Source organism: Pseudomonas sp. NGC7, assembly GCF_047159675.1.
GTDB lineage: Bacteria > Pseudomonadota > Gammaproteobacteria > Pseudomonadales > Pseudomonadaceae > Aquipseudomonas > Aquipseudomonas kermanshahensis.
Genome location: NZ_BAAFZY010000001.1, coordinates 3,068,733 through 3,087,333 on the forward strand (window position 1 = coordinate 3,068,733; position 18,601 = coordinate 3,087,333).

General features: G+C 62.7%; 19 protein-coding genes. 4 read left to right on the forward strand and 15 right to left on the reverse strand.

Annotation, left to right across the window (positions count from 1 at the left end; genetic code table 11):
- Positions 1-133: 133 nt before the first annotated feature.
- From ACMCNM_RS13810 to mcpP, 9 genes are all read right to left on the reverse strand, one after another.
- The gene (locus tag ACMCNM_RS13810) at positions 134-1,414 is read right to left on the reverse strand and encodes a hypothetical protein (protein ID WP_027594767.1); all 1,281 of its coding nucleotides are present in this window, start codon (positions 1,412-1,414) and stop codon (positions 134-136) included.
- Positions 1,415-1,460: 46 nt separating this feature from the next.
- The gene (locus ACMCNM_RS13815) at positions 1,461-2,219 is read right to left on the reverse strand and encodes a hypothetical protein (RefSeq protein ID WP_412764631.1); all 759 of its coding nucleotides are present in this window, start codon (positions 2,217-2,219) and stop codon (positions 1,461-1,463) included.
- A 44-nt stretch (positions 2,220-2,263) separates the two neighbouring features.
- The gene (locus ACMCNM_RS13820; protein WP_027594769.1) at positions 2,264-2,944 is read right to left on the reverse strand and encodes a C39 family peptidase; all 681 of its coding nucleotides are present in this window, start codon (positions 2,942-2,944) and stop codon (positions 2,264-2,266) included.
- A 64-nt stretch (positions 2,945-3,008) separates the two neighbouring features.
- Positions 3,009-4,508 carry a heme utilization protein gene (locus tag ACMCNM_RS13825; protein WP_099429537.1) on the reverse strand — a complete coding sequence of 500 codons (1,500 nt, stop codon included), beginning with the start codon at positions 4,506-4,508 and terminating at the stop codon, positions 3,009-3,011.
- A gap of 51 nt (positions 4,509-4,559) precedes the next feature.
- A complete protein-coding gene (locus tag ACMCNM_RS13830) occupies positions 4,560-5,132 on the reverse strand; it encodes an adhesin (protein ID WP_412764632.1) in 573 nt (190 codons plus the stop codon).
- Between the two features lies 1 nt (position 5,133).
- Entirely contained in the window at positions 5,134-5,571 is a 438-nt protein-coding gene (locus ACMCNM_RS13835) for a hypothetical protein (protein WP_099453929.1), read from the reverse strand.
- A gap of 298 nt (positions 5,572-5,869) precedes the next feature.
- Entirely contained in the window at positions 5,870-6,421 is a 552-nt protein-coding gene (locus tag ACMCNM_RS13840) for an AAA family ATPase (protein WP_275751382.1), read from the reverse strand.
- Entirely contained in the window at positions 6,418-6,984 is a 567-nt protein-coding gene (gene pnuC / locus ACMCNM_RS13845) for a nicotinamide riboside transporter PnuC (RefSeq protein WP_412764633.1), read from the reverse strand. The genes ACMCNM_RS13840 and pnuC overlap by 4 nt, the downstream gene beginning before the upstream one ends.
- Before the next feature lie 99 nt (positions 6,985-7,083).
- A complete protein-coding gene (mcpP, locus tag ACMCNM_RS13850) occupies positions 7,084-8,718 on the reverse strand; it encodes a methyl-accepting chemotaxis protein McpP (RefSeq protein WP_412764634.1) in 1,635 nt (544 codons plus the stop codon).
- A gap of 296 nt (positions 8,719-9,014) precedes the next feature.
- Here mcpP and ACMCNM_RS13855 point away from each other — a divergent pair, with 296 nt between their 5' ends.
- Positions 9,015-9,845 (forward strand): undecaprenyl-diphosphate phosphatase, encoded by an 831-nt coding sequence (locus ACMCNM_RS13855; RefSeq protein ID WP_099455835.1) that lies wholly within the window; start codon positions 9,015-9,017, stop codon positions 9,843-9,845.
- A 1-nt stretch (position 9,846) separates the two neighbouring features.
- Positions 9,847-10,251 carry a DUF1294 domain-containing protein gene (locus tag ACMCNM_RS13860; RefSeq protein WP_412764635.1) on the forward strand — a complete coding sequence of 135 codons (405 nt, stop codon included), beginning with the start codon at positions 9,847-9,849 and terminating at the stop codon, positions 10,249-10,251.
- Between the two features lie 3 nt (positions 10,252-10,254).
- Here ACMCNM_RS13860 and ACMCNM_RS13865 read toward each other — a convergent pair whose 3' ends face one another.
- Together ACMCNM_RS13865 and ACMCNM_RS13870 are read right to left on the reverse strand one after the other, a co-directional pair.
- A complete protein-coding gene (locus ACMCNM_RS13865; protein ID WP_027594778.1) occupies positions 10,255-10,614 on the reverse strand; it encodes an MmcQ/YjbR family DNA-binding protein in 360 nt (119 codons plus the stop codon).
- On the reverse strand, positions 10,607-11,509 hold the full coding sequence (locus ACMCNM_RS13870) for a LysR substrate-binding domain-containing protein (protein ID WP_412764636.1): 903 nt from the start codon (positions 11,507-11,509) through the stop codon (positions 10,607-10,609). Before ACMCNM_RS13870 ends, ACMCNM_RS13865 begins: the two co-directional genes overlap by 8 nt.
- 132 nt (positions 11,510-11,641) lie before the next feature.
- Here ACMCNM_RS13870 and ACMCNM_RS13875 point away from each other — a divergent pair, with 132 nt between their 5' ends.
- The gene (locus tag ACMCNM_RS13875; RefSeq protein ID WP_412764637.1) at positions 11,642-12,253 is read left to right on the forward strand and encodes an FMN-dependent NADH-azoreductase; all 612 of its coding nucleotides are present in this window, start codon (positions 11,642-11,644) and stop codon (positions 12,251-12,253) included.
- 120 nt (positions 12,254-12,373) lie between these two features.
- On the opposite strand, the gene ACMCNM_RS13880 is transcribed toward ACMCNM_RS13875, so the two are convergent.
- From ACMCNM_RS13880 to ACMCNM_RS13895, 4 genes are all read right to left on the reverse strand, one after another.
- Positions 12,374-13,579: an NAD(P)/FAD-dependent oxidoreductase gene (locus tag ACMCNM_RS13880; RefSeq protein ID WP_412764638.1), complete on the reverse strand. Its 1,206-nt coding sequence runs from the start codon at positions 13,577-13,579 to the stop codon at positions 12,374-12,376.
- Positions 13,580-13,660: 81 nt separating this feature from the next.
- Positions 13,661-14,716, reverse strand: a complete 1,056-nt coding sequence (locus ACMCNM_RS13885; protein ID WP_412764639.1) for a GlxA family transcriptional regulator — start codon at positions 14,714-14,716, stop codon at positions 13,661-13,663.
- 38 nt (positions 14,717-14,754) lie between these two features.
- Entirely contained in the window at positions 14,755-15,357 is a 603-nt protein-coding gene (locus ACMCNM_RS13890; RefSeq protein WP_412764640.1) for a cupin domain-containing protein, read from the reverse strand.
- 38 nt (positions 15,358-15,395) lie between these two features.
- Positions 15,396-17,348, reverse strand: a complete 1,953-nt coding sequence (locus tag ACMCNM_RS13895; RefSeq protein WP_412764641.1) for an FAD-dependent oxidoreductase — start codon at positions 17,346-17,348, stop codon at positions 15,396-15,398.
- A gap of 177 nt (positions 17,349-17,525) precedes the next feature.
- On the opposite strand from ACMCNM_RS13895, the gene ACMCNM_RS13900 reads away from it, so the two are divergent.
- Positions 17,526-18,569, forward strand: a complete 1,044-nt coding sequence (locus tag ACMCNM_RS13900; protein WP_412764642.1) for an ABC transporter substrate-binding protein — start codon at positions 17,526-17,528, stop codon at positions 18,567-18,569.
- The last annotated feature ends 32 nt before the right edge of the window (positions 18,570-18,601 follow it).

The window sequence follows — 18,601 nt, forward strand, 5'->3', positions numbered from 1 at the left end:
ACTTCCCTTTTGCCATTAAATCGTCATGCAACTGTGCTGAATGATAACAGGCTGGGCCAGGGAAAACGGCGGGCTACAAGGCTGGTAACCAAAAGCCGGGCTGGCTTGCGCAGGCCCGGCAGGTGGCTGGGGGTCAGAAGTAGTAGGGGAATTTGAGGCTGAAGGAGAAGTCTGGCGCATCGTCGGTCAGGCCAATCGAGAGGTTGGGCACGATGGTCAGGTTGTCGCTGGCCGCAAAGGTCATGCCGATGTTGAAGTTGGCTGAGTTGTAATCGCTGTTGCTGATCGATTGCCAGTCGCCGCCATCCGGCTTGATCTTGCTCTTGCGGGCAAACTGGTCGGAAACCGAGAACGACATGCTCATCTTCTCGTTCAAGGCAAAGGCGATACCGGCCCCGACTTGCCAGGAGTCGCCGAGTTTCACGTCACCCGGCACCTTGCTGTTGACCTGGGGGCTGATGTCGCTGAACGAGTCTTCCATGTTGTAGGTGTAGGACAGGCTGCCGAACAGCACGGCGGGGTCGAAGGTCTTGACCAGCGAGATGCCCGGTGTAATCGCCCATACGCCGTTGCCGGTCGGCAGGCTTTCCGGCACCGACAGGTTGTCGTTGCCTGGTACCTCGCGCAGCTTGATGCCGTACGGGTCCTTGCCGGTGGGCGCTTTGACCCGCAGTGTCGCCACCGCATCGGGCCAGTTTTCGGACTCGTCCATGAACTTGTAGGCAACGCCGACGTTGATATCGCCGATTTCCGGGTCGCGGGTGACGGTTTCATCACTGGTGACCGGGGCTGCACCACCGGCGCCGCCAGACGAGTAGGTCGATTCGCGGTAGACCACTGGAACGTTAATGTCGAACTGCCAGCGCTGCGCCAGGTTGTAGCGGGCGGTCATGTCCAGGGTCCAGTTGTCTGCCTTGATGCGGTCCAGGTTGATGTTGCCGAGGAAAATCGAGTCCAGCGCAAGGAAGCCGTTGAGCACCAGTGCGCGGGTGTCGTAATGGGTGTAGGTCACGCCGGTTTCGAAGCTGAACTTGCCGCCACCGAAGAAGCCGCTGGCCTCGTCGTACAGGTTGGACACACTTTGCGCAGGTTCGGAATCGTCCTTGAGCGATTGGCCATAGGAGCTGCCGGTGGTGCCTGGCGCCCCGGCGGCGACAGTCTGGCCGCCTTTGACCGTTTCGGCCGGGGATTTGGTCAACCGTTTAGGCTGCGGCGCCGCCGGGGTCTCCTCCACCTGGCGAACCCGTTGTTCAAGGACCATCAACGCTTGCTGCTGCGCTTCGTAGCGCTGTTTCAACGCCATCAGTTCTTGTTTCAGGGCCTCAACCTGTGGGTCGACTGCTGCATAAAGGGCGGTGGATGGGGCCAGGGTAGTCAAACAGACAAAAGCTCTGAACGTTAACGATCGGTGCATGGATATGCCGTCCCTTCCGACTACTTTTGATGAGACTGAGCGTAGATCAGTATCCGAGAGTGCGAAGACCTTTGAGCTGGTCGAGGCTACCGTTCAGCGAAGCGGCCGTGGGTACGTTCTCGCGCATGACGACGTTGAGGGAGGTGAGGTTGCTGACCTGGTTGCCGTTGCCAAGCAACGTCGTGTTCTGCGTCAGGCCCCCTTGGGCCAGGCGTTGCACAGTGCTGCCCTGGTTGTTGGCGGCATTGATATTGAGCTGCACGCCCACGCCGGTGGACGAAACGCTCAGCGCGCCTGCGCCGTTTTCGCCGACCAGGGTCGAGCCTGCGTTCAGTGCCTGGCCCTGCGGTTGGGCCACGGGCGCCTGGTTGGCCTTGGTGACGTTGATGTCGACATTGTTATAGGCGGTGTTGTTGTCGCCCGCCGCACGCACCACCTGGGTCACCCCTTCGGTGGTGGTCAGCCCGCTGCCGCCGCTGACCGCACCGGTGCCGGGCGCAGGGCTGGCACTTTGCGAATGGGCCGCACTGGTGCCTTTTTCGTCGATCATCGACACATAGAACTGCGGTTTGATGGTGTTTTGCTGCACTTGCAGCGTCGACGATGCCCCGATCACGTCGCCCTTAGCGTTCTGCCAGGTGCTGGTCATGACGATGCCGAAGCTGACGATCCGCCCCGGCATCACATAGCGCCCGCGCAGGTTCGCCAACTCCTGATCCTTCAGTTCGATGGGGGTGAGCGGCTGTGCGTGGGTCGGAAGGCTGGCGGCCAGGCATGCCACGGCTAGCCAGAATGGAATCTTCATTGGATGCTCCCGGAGCGTCGTGCTCCCAATCGTTAGAAGAACCGTTAGAAAAAGTCGCTTTTGATGAAACCGAAATCCAGCAGCTCTGCGTCCTGTACCGGGGTGAAGTTATTGACGCGGCCCTTGGCAGTAAGTGGCAGAGGCGGGTCGAGCAGGGCATTGCCCTTGTCATAACCCTGGCCGATCACGGCGAAGATGATGCCGTTCCAGCCTTTGAGGAAGTCCTCGACCTTGAAGCGTTTGTGGCCCAGCACAGGGTCACCGATGTACACCCAGCCGTTGTCGACCTTTTGCATGACCACAAAGTGCTTGTAGCCACGGATGTCCATCAGCACCACGACCGGGATACGCACGCTGGTCAGGGTTTCGGGTGCTACCCGGTACCCACGGGCGCGCATGCCCAGGCTTTCTACGTAGCGTTTCATGTCGAGCATGGAGAAGCCCTGCGTGCGCACCAGGTCTTGATCGGCGTGCGCCAGCATGCCTTCGATGATGTGTTGTTCGTCCACGTCGAGCCAGTAGGCCTGGCGCAGGATGGTGGCCAGCGCCGCGGCGCCGCAACTGAAGTCGGTTTTTTGTTGCACCAGGTCGGCGAACTTGCGCTCGCGCACACTCTGGATGGGTTTGAACACCACCGCGCCACCGGGCAGCACGGACAACGGCATTTGTGCAGCTTCGCTCACGCTGGCCAGGCACAGCAAAAACGCCAAGGCGAAAATACGCATGATCGGGTGCCTTCTTGTTCTGGTTGAAAAAGGCCCCCCGTAGGGGGCCTCGAGGCTACAGCTGTTAGAACGAGGTGTTGGAGATGGCCAGCGAGTTGCTTTGCTGGTTGCCCACACCGGCTGCCACGTTGACGCCCAGGTTGCCGCTGCCGCCATTCACCGAACCGCTCAGGGTTGCAGTGTTGGTCACAGGGTTGGCCCAGCCGGTTGGGGTCAGCACTTGGAAGGACACGGTGTTGCTCAGGTCATACGAGCTGCTTTCGCTGAAGCTTTTCGACACGTCGTTAGACGATTGATTGGCTTTTTCGCCCGATTTTTCGTACGCAGACTCCGAAGCGTTTGCGTAGGAAGAATCGTGGGCTTTCTCATACGAAGAGTCGCGGGACTTCTCGTACGAAGAGTCGCGAGACTTGTCGTACGAAGAGTTGCGGGTCTTGTCGTAGGAGGAGTCGAACGCTTTTTCGAACGACGAGTCATAGGCGCTTTCATGCGACTTGTCGATCGAAGCATCGAGCGACGCATTGAGCGAAGCATCGAAGCTGTCGGTACGGGTGCGTTCACGACGGCCATCGTCGGTGGTCACAGTGCGCGTCGCATCGGCGGCCGCTGCCAGGGTAGCGTTCAGGCTGGCACTGCTGGACGAGCTGGCGTTAGCGCTGGCAGAGCCGCTGGCGTTCCAGCTATTGGAGCCGCTGGCAGTGGCGCTGTTCGACCCGCTGGCGTTGGAGCTGTTGGAGCCGCTGGCGTTCGAACTGGCCGAGCCACTGGAGTTCCAGGAGCTGGAGCCATTGTTGCTGGCGCTTTGGGCGCCCGCCACGCTGAAGCTCGAGGACGAGCTGCGGTCATCGCTGGAGGTGAACGAGCCATCGCGAGAGCTCGAACCGCTGGCCGACGTGGTGAAGGTCAGCGTGTCCACACGGTAAGTGCGGTCGGCGTTGTTGTGCACGGTCAGGCCTGGGCCGTTCTGGTCGGCAGAGGCGGTTGCGGTGGCATTACCCAATGGCGCATTGGTGTTGGCGATCGCCATGGTGTTTTTCTGTTGGTTGAGGTCGCCGCCCGCAATGTTGACGCCCACGTTACCGGAGGAGCCGTCACCCGAACCGCTCATCACCGCAGACGATTGGGTAGACCAGTTGTCGACCCGGTTGTTGTTGCTGAACTGGCGAACGTCCGCAGTGGCTTCGGCGGTGCCGAACACGAAGCTATTGTCCAGGCTCGAGTCGGACGCTGCGTTGGCGATGGCGGCGGCGTTGTCTTGTTGGTTGCCGTTACCGGCCGCCACGTTGACCCCGACGTTGCCGCTGGCACCGGTGGCCGAGCTGCTCATCTCGGCTTCGTTGATGGTGCCTTGGTTGGTGACGGTATTGCCGGTGCTGCGCTGGCTATCTATGGCGTTGGCGGTGGCGTACACCGGGATCTTGGTGGGTGGAGGCGTGTGCTGACCATTGTTGTGGTGGCCATTGTGATGGTCATTACGCCGATCGTTTTGCCCAGCTTGTACAGCAACAGCCATGACCGCAGCAATTGCGAAAACCAGAGGCTTGATTGCCATCGAGGGTTTCATGGTGATTCTCCGTACTTTATTTAGGTTAAGTGTTGTTCTTAACTGTTTGGGTCAATCCGCGACCCGTATGCTCAAGGTGTTGGCCATTCGGTTTCCCACCCCGGCACTCTGATTCACCTGAATCACCCCACGGCTACCGGTGAATGCCTGGTCACTGGTCGTGACCTGGCGATGGCCGGGTGCGGTGTCAGCTGGATCGGAGTTGTTGAGCAGCGCCACGTTCTGTTGCATGAGGACGCTGTCGTCGATGCTTTGCGGTTGAGTACTGAGGCTGATGCGCAGTGCGTTGGCTTGCTGGGTGCTGGCACCGGCGCTCTGGTTGACGCCCAGGGCGCCGCTGCCTTGGCTGAAAGCATTGCCCTGGATGCTGGCGGTGGCATCCATGTTGCGGTCGACTGCGGTGCCGAGCCGCTGGCGTATCTGGGTGGTGGCGCTGGCCTCATGGCCCACGGCGATGGCGCGGGCGTTAGCCTGCTGCTGCAGGTCGCCGGCTGCCTGGTTGACCGTGAGGTTGCCTTGGTATTGGCTGCCCGAATCGTCGATGTTGGCGGTGTTGATCACGGGGGATTGGGCAAAGGCCGGCGCACTGCAGAGCGTGGCCAAAATCAGCAGCGTATGCCTCATCTCACTTGCCTCCCGTCAGGATTTGCAAGGGGGCCAGGCCGCGTTGCACGCTTGAGTTGACCATGTTGGAGATGCCGTTGCCTGATCCTGAGCCGCGCCCAGCGGCGAGGTTGGGCAGTTGCGTCTGGTTGGTGACGTTGCCGCCAATGTTGTTGGTCTGTTGCGTGACCAGGGCGCTGATGCCGGCACCGCTGCTGATGTTGGCAAAGTCGCCATCGCTCAGTTCATGGGTCTGCTTGAGAATCTGCGCCGACGGGTTAGCGTTGACTGTGGTCGGGCTGGGGTCGGGAATCAGCGGCGGGATGGTCGCGTTGCGCGTCTGCACATCGCGGGTAATGGTGATGATCCCATTCTCGGCCTGGGCAGGCAGGCTCAAACCCGATCCGACGATGCTACTGACCAGCAGGAGCCGATAAATGCCTTTATCAAGATTCCCCACGATGGCAATTCCTTCTTTTGAGCGCTGGCCCTATTCAGCGTTGCGAATAAGAGAGCAGAAGGTGTGCCGCTTTCAGTTAATGCTGTGCAATCAATATGTTGGGAAGAAAAGCTGAAGAAGAGCGGCTTTTTTTGTATCACCGCTGAAACAGAGCATTTGGCCAGCCACTGGCAAAGCCAGCACAGGCCTTGCCTGGAGGGGTTTTTGCAGGGGTGTATCACGGGGTTGACACTGCCCCCGGAACAGGGGCAACCCCCGCATTTGCGGGGACTATCACCCACGAGGGTGTGTCAGTGGCTTAACACTCGGTGGGGCAGGCTGGCGCATCGCTATCAAGCAGCGTAGCGACTGCTTGCAAGGCTCGCAACTGGCGTTGCGGCCAATTGCCATCAATCACCAACAGTGCTTGTTGATGGCGTTGCAGCCACTGCAGGCTATCGTCGAAAAAGCGCTGACGGTCGTTCAGGTCGGGGTGGCAACGCTGGCCATCGGCAACCCAGTCCACGCCTTGAGGGCTCAGTAACAGGTGCAGGTCGTAGTGCCGAGCAAGCAAGGCCTGTTCCAGCCAGGCCGGGCAGTCGTTGAACAGTGCCCGGCTCCAGAGCATGTTGCTGAGCAAGTGGGTGTCGAGGATTAACAGTTCGGGCGCTTGCACGCGGGCGCGGTCTTCCCACTCGAGCTGGCCCTGGGCGATGGTGGGGATGTCGGCGTAGCAGGTGTCGCGGCATTCCTGGTCGATGAAGTGGCGCACGTATTCAGCGACCACCACGCCACCGAAATGCGCCTGCAGCACGCCACTTAGCCAGCTCTTGCCGCTGGATTCCGGCCCGCACAGCACCAGCACCTTCATGCTTGCACCAGCGCGGGGTCACGGCGCCATTCCAGCCAGCCACGTACGGCGATCAGCGTGAGCACCGCGAAGAAGCCTGCGGTGAAATACAGTTGTTGGTGCAGGTACTGGCCGACATAGACAATGTCCACCACAAACCACAATGGCCAGCATTGCAGGCGTTTCTGTGCCATCCACAGTTGCGCGACCAGGCTGAAGCCGGTCAGCGTGGCGTCCAGCCAGGGCAGGGCGGCATCGGTCCAGTTGGCCATGGCCGCGCCGAGGGCTGTGCTGAGCAGTGCGCCGAGTGCGAGCCCGGTGCACAGCGCGCGCGTGTGCAGGCGCGTCACCTGGCGGGCATCGTGCGCACGGCCCGGGCGCTTCCATTGCCACCAGCCGTACAGCTGCAACAGGGCGTAGGCCACTTGCAGCAACATACCCGAGTACAGCTTCACCTCGAAGAACAGCCAGCCATAGATCAACACCATGACCAGCCCGATCGGCCAGCACCAGGCGTTCTGCTTGACGGTGAGCCAGACAGCGGTGACGCCGAGTACGGCGGCGATGAGTTCAAGGCCGGACATCGGCGATCCTTGGAGAGGCGATAAGAGGGGCGCGATTGTAGCTTGTCGATAATGGAAGGAGTAGTGCAGGAGCGCCCGGCAAGGCCGCTCCCACAGGGGCTATACGCGGAACTGACGCAGTAGCTGCTCCAGTTCCTCACTCAACCGCCCCAGCGCCACGCCTGCATCACTCGACTGGCGCGCCGCCTCGGCGGTCTGCTGGGACAAGCCGGCGGTATCCAGCACGTTGCGGTTGATCTCCTCGACCACATGCGATTGCTGCAAGGTGGCACTGGCGATGGACGCGTTGAGCGCGGTCAGGTTATGCAGCACCTGGCTGATGGCATCCAGGCTGGCACCGGCCTCGCGGGCCTGCTCGATGGTCTGGCGCGAAGCCTCGCTGCTGGTGTCGATAGCCCGTACTGCCGCGTCCGACTGGCCTTGCAGGTGCTCGATCATGGTATGGATTTCGGCCGTCGACTGAGCGGTGCGCTGGGCCAGCAGGCGAACCTCGTCGGCGACCACCGCAAAGCCACGGCCCTGTTCACCGGCGCGTGCCGCTTCGATGGCCGCGTTGAGGGCGAGCAGGTTGGTCTGCTCGGCGATGGAGCGGATCACGTCCAGTACACCCCCAATGCGCGTGCTGTGCCCGGCCAGGTCGCGAATCACCTGGACGGCCTGGTCAATGGTCGCCGACAGCCGATCGATTTGCTCCAGGCTGCCATGAATGGCCTGCTGGCCATGCTGCACTTGTTGCTGCGCCGCGCGCATTTCCCCGGCGGCCTGCTCGGCCGTCTTGGCCACATCCTGCACGGCGTAGGTGACTTCGTTGACGGCCGTGGCCACCTGCTCCATCTGTTGGGATTGCTGGGCACTGTGCTGTTGCGCTGCCCCGGCGTTGTCACCGACATGGCCGGCGGACCTGGCCAGGTCATGGGCGGCGCCCTGTAGCTGGCCGACCACGCCCTGAAGCTTGCCGTTGAAGCGGTTGAAGTGTTCACCCAGGTGCGTGATTTCATCACGGCCGTGAGTGTCCAGGCGTCGGGTCAGATCGCTTTCGCCACTGGCGATAGTGCCCATGGCCTGCACGGCCTCCTGTAAGGGGCGGGCGATACTGCGGGCGATCAGCATGACCACCAGCGCCATCAGCAGGGCAATGCCTAGGCCGACCAGCGAGGCGTCGCGCAATTGCCGGGCAAATTCGGCCTGCACGTCATCGATGTACACGCCTGAGCCGATGACCCAGCCCCACGGCTTGAACAGCTGTATATAGGAGGTTTTCGCCACCGGTTCACTGGCGCCGGGTTTGGGCCAGCGATAGTTGACCGGGCCGGCACCCTGGCTGCGGGCGAGGTTGACCATTTCGTTGAACACGGCAAAGCCGTCGGGGTCGCGAATGGCAGACAGGTCTTGGCCGTCGAGCTTGGGGTTGGCCGGATGCATGATCATCTTCGGCCCCAGGTCGTTGATCCAGAAGTAATCGTCGTGGTCATAACGCAGCGCGCGCACCACCTGCAACGCCTGTTGCTGGGCGGCTTCGCGGCTCAGCGTACCGGCCGCCTCCAGGCCTTGGTAATAGGCCAGCACACCGGCTGCAGTCTGCACCACGTGGCGGGTCTTTTCCGCCTTGGCGTGGTACAGGTCGCCATGGATCTGGCGCAGCATCAGCAGGCCGAGTACTACCAGCATCGCCACTGCCACCAGCAGAATCAGCCACAGACGACGGCTGATCGACATCGATCTCAGGGTTTTCATCCAGGCACTCCCGCCTTGTTCTTGTTATTCAGGTGCATCCAAGCATGCTTTGCGACAAGCCCCCACTCGACTAATGGCTAAGTGCTAGTCTGGTCGTAGTCTGCAGCAACGGAGCAAGCCATTGCAAAGCGGCTTTGATAGGATTTCGGCCGCGCAAGATGAAACCTTTAGGGGGCGTGAACTTTTCCACTGGCGTTACGCCCAACAGTCGCTGTAAAACAGCCGGGCCGTGTGCGGCAATTTCAAGTAAATCAAGAACAAGGGGCCTGCAGCAGCAGCGCTCCATCGGGGGAATGATGGATTTTTGGACTGCCTTTCAGGCAATCATCTTAGGCGTGGTCGAAGGGTTGACGGAGTTCTTGCCGATCTCCAGCACCGGGCACCAGATCATCGTCGCCGACCTCATCGGCTTTGGTGGCGAACGGGCCATGGCGTTCAACATCATCATTCAGCTTGCCGCCATCCTGGCGGTGGTGTGGGAATTCCGACGCAAGATACTCGACGTGGTCTTTGGGCTCACCACCCAGCCTACGGCGCGGCGCTTTACGGGTAACCTGTTGCTGGCGTTCATGCCAGCGGTGGTGTTGGGCGTGCTGTTCGCCGACCTGATTCACGAATACCTGTTCAACCCGATCACCGTGGCTGCGGCCCTGGTGGTGGGCGGCGTGATCATGCTCTGGGCCGAGCGCCGTGAGCACCGCGTGGAGGTCGACCACGTTGACGAGATGCGCTGGAGCCATGCCTTGAAAATTGGTTTCGTCCAGTGCCTGGCCATGATCCCGGGCACCTCGCGTTCCGGCTCGACCATCATTGGTGGCCTGCTGTTCGGGCTGTCGCGCAAGGCCGCGACCGAGTTCTCGTTCTTCCTGGCGATGCCGACCATGGTCGGTGCAGCGGTGTACTCCGGCTACAAGTACCGTGACTTGTTCCAGCCAAGCGACTTGCCGGTGTTCGCCATTGGCTTCGTGACCTCGTTCATCTTTGCCATGATCGCTGTGCGCGCCCTGCTCAAGTTCATCGCCAACCATAGCTACGCGGCCTTCGCCTGGTACCGTATCGCCTTTGGCCTGTTTATCCTGGCCACTTGGCAGTTCGGTTGGGTGGATTGGTCGACGGCGCACGGCTGATATGGGCAGAGAGCAACGCGAGGAGGGCGTACGTAATGTACGCCTGAAACTACTGGTTTTGGGCGCGCTGTGCCTGCTACCGGGCCTGGGCGCGGCGCAGATGGCCTGGCGCGATCAGTCCTGGTTGCCGTTGGCGCTCTACCCGGCGGTGAGCCTGGTCAGCCTGCTGCTGTACTGGCAAGACAAACACCAGGCACGCAGCCAGGCCTGGCGCACGCCAGAAAAAGTGCTGCATGCCAGCGAGCTGTTTGGCGGCTGGCCGGGGGCGCTGGTTGCCCAGCAGATGTTCCGGCACAAGACGCGCAAGCTGTCGTATCAGCTGGTGTTCTGGGGGATTGTGTTGCTGCATCAGGTGTTTTGGGTGGACTACCTGTTTTTGGGGCGCCACCTGCTCTGGGTGTCCTGACGCTCAGATCAACAAGCCCACCTGCAACCGCTTCGCCAGCTTTCGCACCACCAATTGGTGCGAACGCTGCAGCAAGTCACACAGCTCGTCGCGCCCCATGGGGTAAGGCGGCGCCATGCTGACCCACCGCGCCCGCGCAAGGTAGGGCGCGGGCCGCACGCCGGGGCGGTCGCAGTAGCCCAGAAACAGCTCATCGGCGACCTTGAACGATAACCCTGCGCCCGCCAGGTCGAGCACCGCGAACATCTTGTTGCCCGCGACCGAAAACACCCGGATACCGCCCCACTTATAGTCCTCCCGCGCACCGGGCAGGCTCAGGCAAAAGTCCGCCACTTGGGCTTCGGTCATTTTCTGCTTAGACATAACGCTCCCCACAGGCCTCGAACGACGCTGCCAGATGATCAATCCATACCCGTACGGCCGGCAACATACCGCGCCGGTGAGGGTACACCGCCTGCAGATACCCACCCGGCAATGACCAGTCCGGCAGCAGCCGCACCAGCTCGCCACGTTCCAGTTCCTCTTCGCAGAACATACTGGGCAGCGCAGTGAAGCCCAACCCGGCACGGACCGCCGCATTACGCACCACGAAATCATCGATGGCCAAGCGTGGCTCCAGGGCGATGTCCTGTTGGCGTCCATTCGGGCCGAGCAGGCGAAAGTGTACCAGCCGGTCAGCTTCGGCCGCGCCCAGCACCGGCAATGAGGCCAGCTCGGCGGGCTCTCGAATGTGGTCAGCAAAGCCTGGAGCGGCGACCAGTTGCATTTGCGCCTGGCGCAGCCGGCGGGTAACCAGGGCCGGGTCCTCGTCGCCCAGGTCACGCACGCGCAGGGCTACGTCGATGCCTTCGGAAATCAGGTCGACACGGCGGTTGAGCAGGACCATGTCCAGTTGCACCAGTGGGTACTGTGCGAGAAAACGGCTGATCACGTCCGGCAGAAACGCATGTGCCAGTGCTACTGGGCAGGACACCCGCAGCCGCCCGCGTGGTTCGCTGCTCATGCTGGCGACGGCCTCGTCGGCGGCTTCTGCCTCCAGCAGCATGGCCTGGCAGTGGTGCAAATAGCGCTCGCCCACGGCAGTCAGCTTGAGTTGCCGCGTGGTGCGCTGCAACAGGCGTGTGCCCAGGCGCTCTTCCAGCTCGGCGATGCGCCGTGACAGGCGTGATTTAGGGATGCCCAGCTGGCGTCCGGCAGCGGCGAAACCGCCGGCTTCGACCACGCGTGCGAAGTAGAAGAGGTCGTTGAGGTCTTGCATGGGAATGTCTCACTGTTCCATCTGTGGGACAAACTAACGCATTTTTGCCTGCTTATCAGCTATTCGTCATCCCGGTAGGATTCTCCCCATCGTGATCGCCCAATGCCGCGGTCTTCATTACAGGAGAGTCCCATGAAACTGTTGCACATCGATTCGAGCATCCTGGGCGACAATTCCGCCTCCCGCCAGCTGAGCCGCGAAGTGGTCGAAGCCTGGCAAGCCACCGACCCAAGCCTGGAAGTGGTCTACCGCGACCTGGCTGCCGACGCCATCGCCCACTTCTCCGCTGCTACCTTGGTGGCCGCCGGTACCGCTGAAGACATGCGCGACGCGGCCCAGGCCTTCGAAGCCAAGCTGAGCGCCGAAACCCTGGAAGAATTCCTCGCCGCCGACGCCGTTGTGATCGGTGCGCCGATGTACAACTTCACCGTGCCGACCCAGCTCAAGGCCTGGATTGACCGCGTAGCCGTTGCCGGCAAGACCTTCCGCTACACCGAAGCCGGCCCTGAAGGCCTGTGCGGTAACAAGAAGGTGATCCTGGTATCCACCGCCGGTGGCCTGCACGCTGGCCAGCCGACGGGTGCCGGCCATGAAGACTTCCTCAAGGTGTTCCTGGGCTTTATCGGTGTCACCGACCTGGAAATCGTACGCGCCCATGGTCTGGCCTACGGCCCAGAGCACCGCAGCCAGGCCATCGACGCCGCACAGGCCCAGATCGCCAACGAACTGTTCGCTGCTGCCTGATTGCAGTAAAAGGGGGCGCCTTGCGCCCCATCGCCGGCAAGCCGGCTCCCACAGAGGTAGCGCCAACCTCAGTTCTGGCGCTGTACCTGTGGGAGCCGGCTTGCCGGCGATTCGGCTGTGTCAGGCGACCGGTATCGTCGGGTCAGCCGCGGCCAGCGCCGCCGCACGATCGTTCGCGGCCGGTGGGTAGATCCAGACCGTGTTGATCTGCGATTTGAGCACCTTCGCCTCTGCCTTGTCTTCCGGTGGCGACACCTTGCGCTCCCAACCTTCGGTATACACTGCGCCCCAGGCGCCCAGGTCGAGGCAGGTGACGTACTTGGGCTGGCTGTAGGTCATCGGTGCCACGCCGATCAATTCGGCCACGGCATTGTTGCCGGCGTAGCGGCCCAGCGGGATCGCATGCTGGCAAGACATCACCGCATAGTTGCCAACCTCGTCGCAGGCGGCATATGCAACGTCACCTGCCGCGTAGACCGCATCGTTACCCTTGACCTTGAGGTTGCCGTCCACGTGCAGCCGGCCTTGGCGGTCCCGGTCACCGCTGATCTGCTCGGTCAATGGGTTGGCCTTGAACCCCACCGTCCAGATCACGGTATTGGCATCAATGCGCTGGCCGTTATCCAGCAGGACGCCGTCGGGGTCCACCGAGGCCACGGTTGCGCCGCAGATCCATTCCACCCCCAAAGCCTCGGATGCCTGCTCGATCGCGGGGCGGATGCCATCACCCAAGGCTGCGCCGATCCTGGCGCCACGGTCGATGACCACCACACGCAGTGTGGCCTGCTCACCGAGGATGTTGCGCAAGCGCGCTGGCAACTCGGTGGCAGTCTCGATGCCGGTGAAGCCCCCCCCGGCCACCACCACGGTGTTGCGGGCAGGTGTGTCCGGCAGGCTAGCCAGGGACTTGAGGTGCGCCTCCAGGCGCGCCGCGCTGTCGATCTTGTCGACATCGAAAACATGCTCGATGCCGACCATGTCCGGCCGGTTGAGCACACTGCCGCAGGCCATTATCAGGCGGTCATAACCCAGCTCGCACTCGGTACCGCTTTGCGTGCGATAGCGTACGCGCCTGGCAGCTTCATCGATGTGGAAGGCCGTGCCTTGCACAAAGCGCACGTTCACCGCCTCAAACAGCGCCTCCAGCGGCGCGGCCATGGTGTGTACATCGGGCTCGTAGAAGCGCGGGCGTACATGCAGTTCGGCCTGGGGCGCGAGCAGCGTCACCTCGACATCATTGCGACCGTTCAAGTCCAGCTGGCGAACAGCGCTCAGGGCGCTCCAGAGGCCGGCAAAGCCCGCGCCAATGATCAGGATATTCTTCATCGTTGTGCTCCTGGAATGTCCGGGTACTCAAGGTAGCCCGTGTTTGAGGAGACCGATGTTACGAGCGACGAGCGTCACACCCTAGGCCAAAGAACCCTGAATTTCGGCCAACGAAACAGGCCGTGCAAAGCGGGCGCGGTAGTCACGCGGCGTTACTGCCAGATGACGCTGGAATGCCAGGCGCATGCGTTCTTCGTTGCCGAAACCGCACTGGCGCGCGACCTGCTCGATAGGGCTTTCGACGCTTTCCAGCAGGCGCCGCGCGGCTTCCAGGCGGAACACTTCGATAGCTTTGGCCGGTGTGCGGCCGGTCTTGAGCTTGTACACCCGGGTGAAGTTACGCAGGCTCATGTGCGCCTGTTCGGCCAGGTGTTCGACGCTCAGCCGCGGGTCGCCAAGGTGTTCGTTGAGCCACAGGTGCAGGGCTTCGAACTCGCTGCAATCGCGCCCCTGCAGCTTGAGCAGTTCACTGAATTGCGCCTGGCCGCCGGGCCGCTTGAGAAAGACCACCAACTCGCGTGCCACCTGCATCGCCACTTCACGGCCGCAGTCCAGTTCGACCAGGGCGAGGGCCATGTCGATGCCGGCGCTGACCCCGGCCGAGGTCCACACCGCGCCTTGCTGAACGAAGATCGACTCGTGGTCTACCTGCACCGCTGGGAAGTCGCGGCGCAGTACCTCGCACATGGCCCAGTGGGTGGCGGCGCGGCGCCCATCGAGCAAACCGGCGCTGGCCAGCAGAAATGTGCCGCTGCACACCGAGGCTGTGCGCCTGGCCTGCACGGCGGCGCGGCGCAGCCAGGACACCAGCGGCGCGTGGTCGGGGAGGGTGCGGATGATGTCCGGGGCGCCGGGTACGATCAGCGTGTCGACAACCTGTGCCATCACGGTGTCCAAGGTTTCTGTCGCCACCACCAGGCCTTCAGCGGTTTGCTGCAGGCCGCCGTCAAGGCTGGCGGTGTGTACCCGATAGCCTGGTCGGCCGCGTTCGGCCATGGCCTTGGTGGCGGCCCAGAACACCGTCTGGGCGCCCGTGAGGTCGAGCAGGCCCATGTGCGGATAGGCGACGAAGACCACGACGCGAGGGTGGTCGACCGGTTGCAGCGCAGGCTCAAGCTGGTGGGCGTGTTCAGTCATTGGCGGATGGCCTGATCAAAAGTGACCGCTTGGCGGGCTCAAAAGGTCGGTGGCGTGATCACCCAGATCACCACGGCATCCACATCCCCAGGGTTGCCATAGCGATGCGGCTCCTGGCTGGAATAGCTGAAACTATCGCCTTCGCCCAGCTGAAAGTAGCGCTCGCCCACCCACAGTTCAAAACTGCCGCTGAGAATATACCCTGCCTCTTCGCCGTCATGGCTGTAGCTCTGCTGGCTGTAGGTGCCCGGTGGAAAGCGCGAGTGAAGCATTTCCAGCTGGCGGTTGGGCTGGGGTGTAAGCAGTTGGTCGACGATGCCGTCCTCATAATGCACGCTGAGGCGGCTTTTACGGCGTACCACGTAGCCCTGGTCCTCCGGTGCAGTGCTGGCCTCGCTGGCAAAGAACCACTGGATGGTCACACCCAGGCTGCGGGCAATGTTGAACAGTGCCGGGATCGACGGGTAAGAGAGGTTGCGCTCCAACTGGCTAATGTAGCCGGCCGTCAGCTCGCTCTGTGTGGCCAACTCCGCCAGGGTCATGCCGCGGCGCTTACGCAGGCCGCGGATGCGGGTTCCCAGAAACTGCGGCGCGGCGTTGCCGTCGTCGGTGGCGGAGGGGGGCTGCGGGAGTTGGCTCATGCACGTCGGTCCGTCGGAAAACGGCAGTATGTACAGCCTCAGAGTGCCCAGGCAACCGTCAGCCCATCGTGAATCGCCTCCTCGGCGGTACGCGGTGCCAGGCAGTCGCCGATGCGCCGAACTTCGACCAGGCCGGCCAGCTCCGTCGCCAAGGTGTCGTTTGGCTGGTGGCCCAGGCACAGCACCAAGGTGTCGATGCCTTCGAAGATCATCGGTTCGCCGCTGGCCGTGTGCTGCAAGTACACGCTGTTGTCATCGCAGCCATAGAGGCGGGCGTAGGGCGTGATGGGAATACGCAGGCGGTGCAGCTCGCCAGCCAGTTGATCGCGCACGTACAGCGGCAGGTTCTCGCCGCAATGGGTGCCGTTCACCGCCAATTGCACCTGATGCCCTTCGCGCGTCAGTCGCTCGGCGATACCCGGGCCGATCCAGTCGCAACGCCAGTCGATGACCAAGACCGAGCGCCCTGGGGTGACCTCGTTGCGCAGGATTTGCCAGGCATCCACTACCTGCAGTTCGCCGGCGCGTTCGAATGCCGGCCAGTAGGGCGTGGCGCCGGTGGCGGCAATCACCAGGTCGGGCCGCTCGCGCTCGACCAGTGCGCGGTCGACCCGCGTGTTGCGCACCACCTCTACGCCGGCCAAGGCCATTTCCCGTTGCAGGTTGGTGCTGGCGCCGCCGAATTCGCTGCGCCGGGGCAGCAGTTGTGCCAGCAGCACCTGGCCACCCAGTTGCGGGCCGGCCTCATACAGGGTGACGTGGTGGCCGCGCGCGGCGGCGACGGCGGCCGCCTTCATGCCTGCGGGGCCGCCGCCTGCAACCAGGATGCGCTTGGGGGCTGGGGTGGGGGTCATCTGGCCGTACTGCAGTTCGCGGCCGGTTTCTGGGCGCTGAATGCAGGAAATCGCCAGGCCGCGGTGAAAATGCCCGATGCATGCCTGGTTACAGGCAATGCAGGCGCGCACGTCCTCAACCCGGCCATGCTCGGTCTTGGTCGGCATCAGCGGGTCGCAGATCAGTGCGCGGGTCATGCCACACACGTCGGCCTGGCCACGCGCCAGGATCAGCTCGGCCTCTTGGGGTTGGTTGATGCGCCCAGTAACGAACAACGGAATGGCCAGGCGCTGCTTGAACGTGCCGGCTTCGCGCGCCAGGTAGGCTGGCTCGATGGCCATGGGCGGGACGATATGCACCGCGCCCCCTAGGGACGCCGAGGTGCCGGCGACGATGTGCAGGTAGTCGAGCTGGCCTTGCAACGCTTCGGCGGCCGCCAGCGACTCGTCTTCGCTCAGGCCTTCACTGTCACGCTCGTCGGCGCTGATGCGCAGGCCGACGATGAAGTGTTCGTCGGTGGCGGCGCGCACCGCCGCCAACACTTCGCGCAGAAACCTCAGGCGCTGCTCCAGGCCGCCGTTGTAACCATCGGTGCGCAGGTTGACCCGCGGATTGAGAAACTGCGCAGGCAGGTAGCCATGGCTGGCGACCACTTCGACGCCATCCAGCCCCGCCTGGTGCAGGCGGCGGGCGGCGCTGGCATAGCCCTGGATGATTTCATCGATCATCGGCTGGTCCAGCGCGCGCGGCATCACCCGGAAGCGCTCGTTGGGCACCGACGAGGCCGAATAGGCCACTGCCAGCAAGCCGTCGGCGGATTCCATGATCTCCCGCCCCGGGTGAAACAGCTGCGACAGCACCACGGTGCCGTGTTCATGGCAGGCTTCGGCCAGGCGCCGGTAACCGTCGATGCAAGCATCGTCGGTGGCCATCAGCACGTGGGAGGTGTAGCGGGCGCTGTCATGCACACCGGCCACCTGCAGCACAATCAGGCCGACCCCACCGGCGGCGCGGTCACGCTGGTAAGCGATGAGCTTGTCGTTGACCAGGTTGTTGGTGGGCAGGCACGTGTCGTGGCCCGTGGACATGATGCGGTTCTTCAACCGTTTGCCGCGAATCTGCAAGGCTTCGAACAGGTGGGGAAAGGCAGTTTGCATACGGGCGGCTCCGGTGCGGTGTTGTTCTTGTTTTGTTTATGAAAGTGTACCGCCAGTAAAAAATCAACTTGTTTTTTTACTGGTGCGCGGCTAGGTTTTCTTCACCCTCACTGGTGAGGGCGTGACCTCACAACAACAAGAAATCGGGCCCTTGGGCACCGGCAGGAGGAAACCTCGATGCATGCATTCCCTCGCAGAACCTACCTTTGCGCAGCGCTTCTGGCCCTTGGCTTGGGCAGTGCGCACGCTGCGCCGCAGATGGTCGTGGTCGGCTATGGCGGCGCTGGTCAGAAAGCCCAGGACGAGGCGATCTTCAAGCCTTTCAGTGCCCAGGACGGCAGCAGGTTGATCCAGAGCGAATACAACGGCGAAATGGCCCGCATCCAGGTCATGGCCGATACCGGCAACGTCGATTGGGACGTGGTGCAGATCGAGGGGCCAGACCTGATGCGCGGCTGTGAGGAGGGCATTTATGAACGGCTGGACTGGCAGCGCCTGGGCCATGCCGCCGAGCTGATTCCGGATGCCGCGCAGGATTGCGGTTCTGCCGCACTGGTGTGGAGCGTGGCGATTGCCTACGACCGCAACAAGCTGGCGCAGGCGCCTGCTTCATGGGCTGACTTCTGGGACGTCAGCAAGTACCCAGGCAAACGTGGCCTGCGCAAGCGTGCGGTGTACAACCTGGAGTTCGCCTTGCTGGCTGATGGGGTCAAGGTCGAGGACGTGTACACGGTACTGTCAACGCCCGCCGGGGTTGACCGCGCGTTTGCCAAACTCACTGAGCTCAAGCCCTACATCCAGTGGTGGGACGCGGGTGCCCAGCCGGCCCAGTGGCTGACCGCCGGCGATGTGGTGATGACGTCTACCTACAGTGGCCGCATCGCGGTGGCGGCGCAGCAGGGCAGCCCGCTGGCATTGGTCTGGCCGGGCAGCCTGTATGGCATGGACTATTGGGCGATCATCAAGGGCTCGCGGCATGTCGACCAGGCCAAGCGGCTGATCGCCTACGCCAACCAGCCTGATACCCAGGTGCGTTACGTCGAACAGATCCCCTATGGGCCGACCAACACCCAGGCAGCGACCAGGCTCGCGCCGGCGCTGGCCGGCTGGGTGCCGACCTCGCCACAGAACCTGCAGGGGGCGCTGGCGATGAACGTGGAGTTCTGGGTCGACCATGGCGAAGAGCTGGAGCAGCGATTCAATGCTTGGGCTACCAAATAGCCTAGTGTTCACAGCTGCCTTTCTAACAGGAC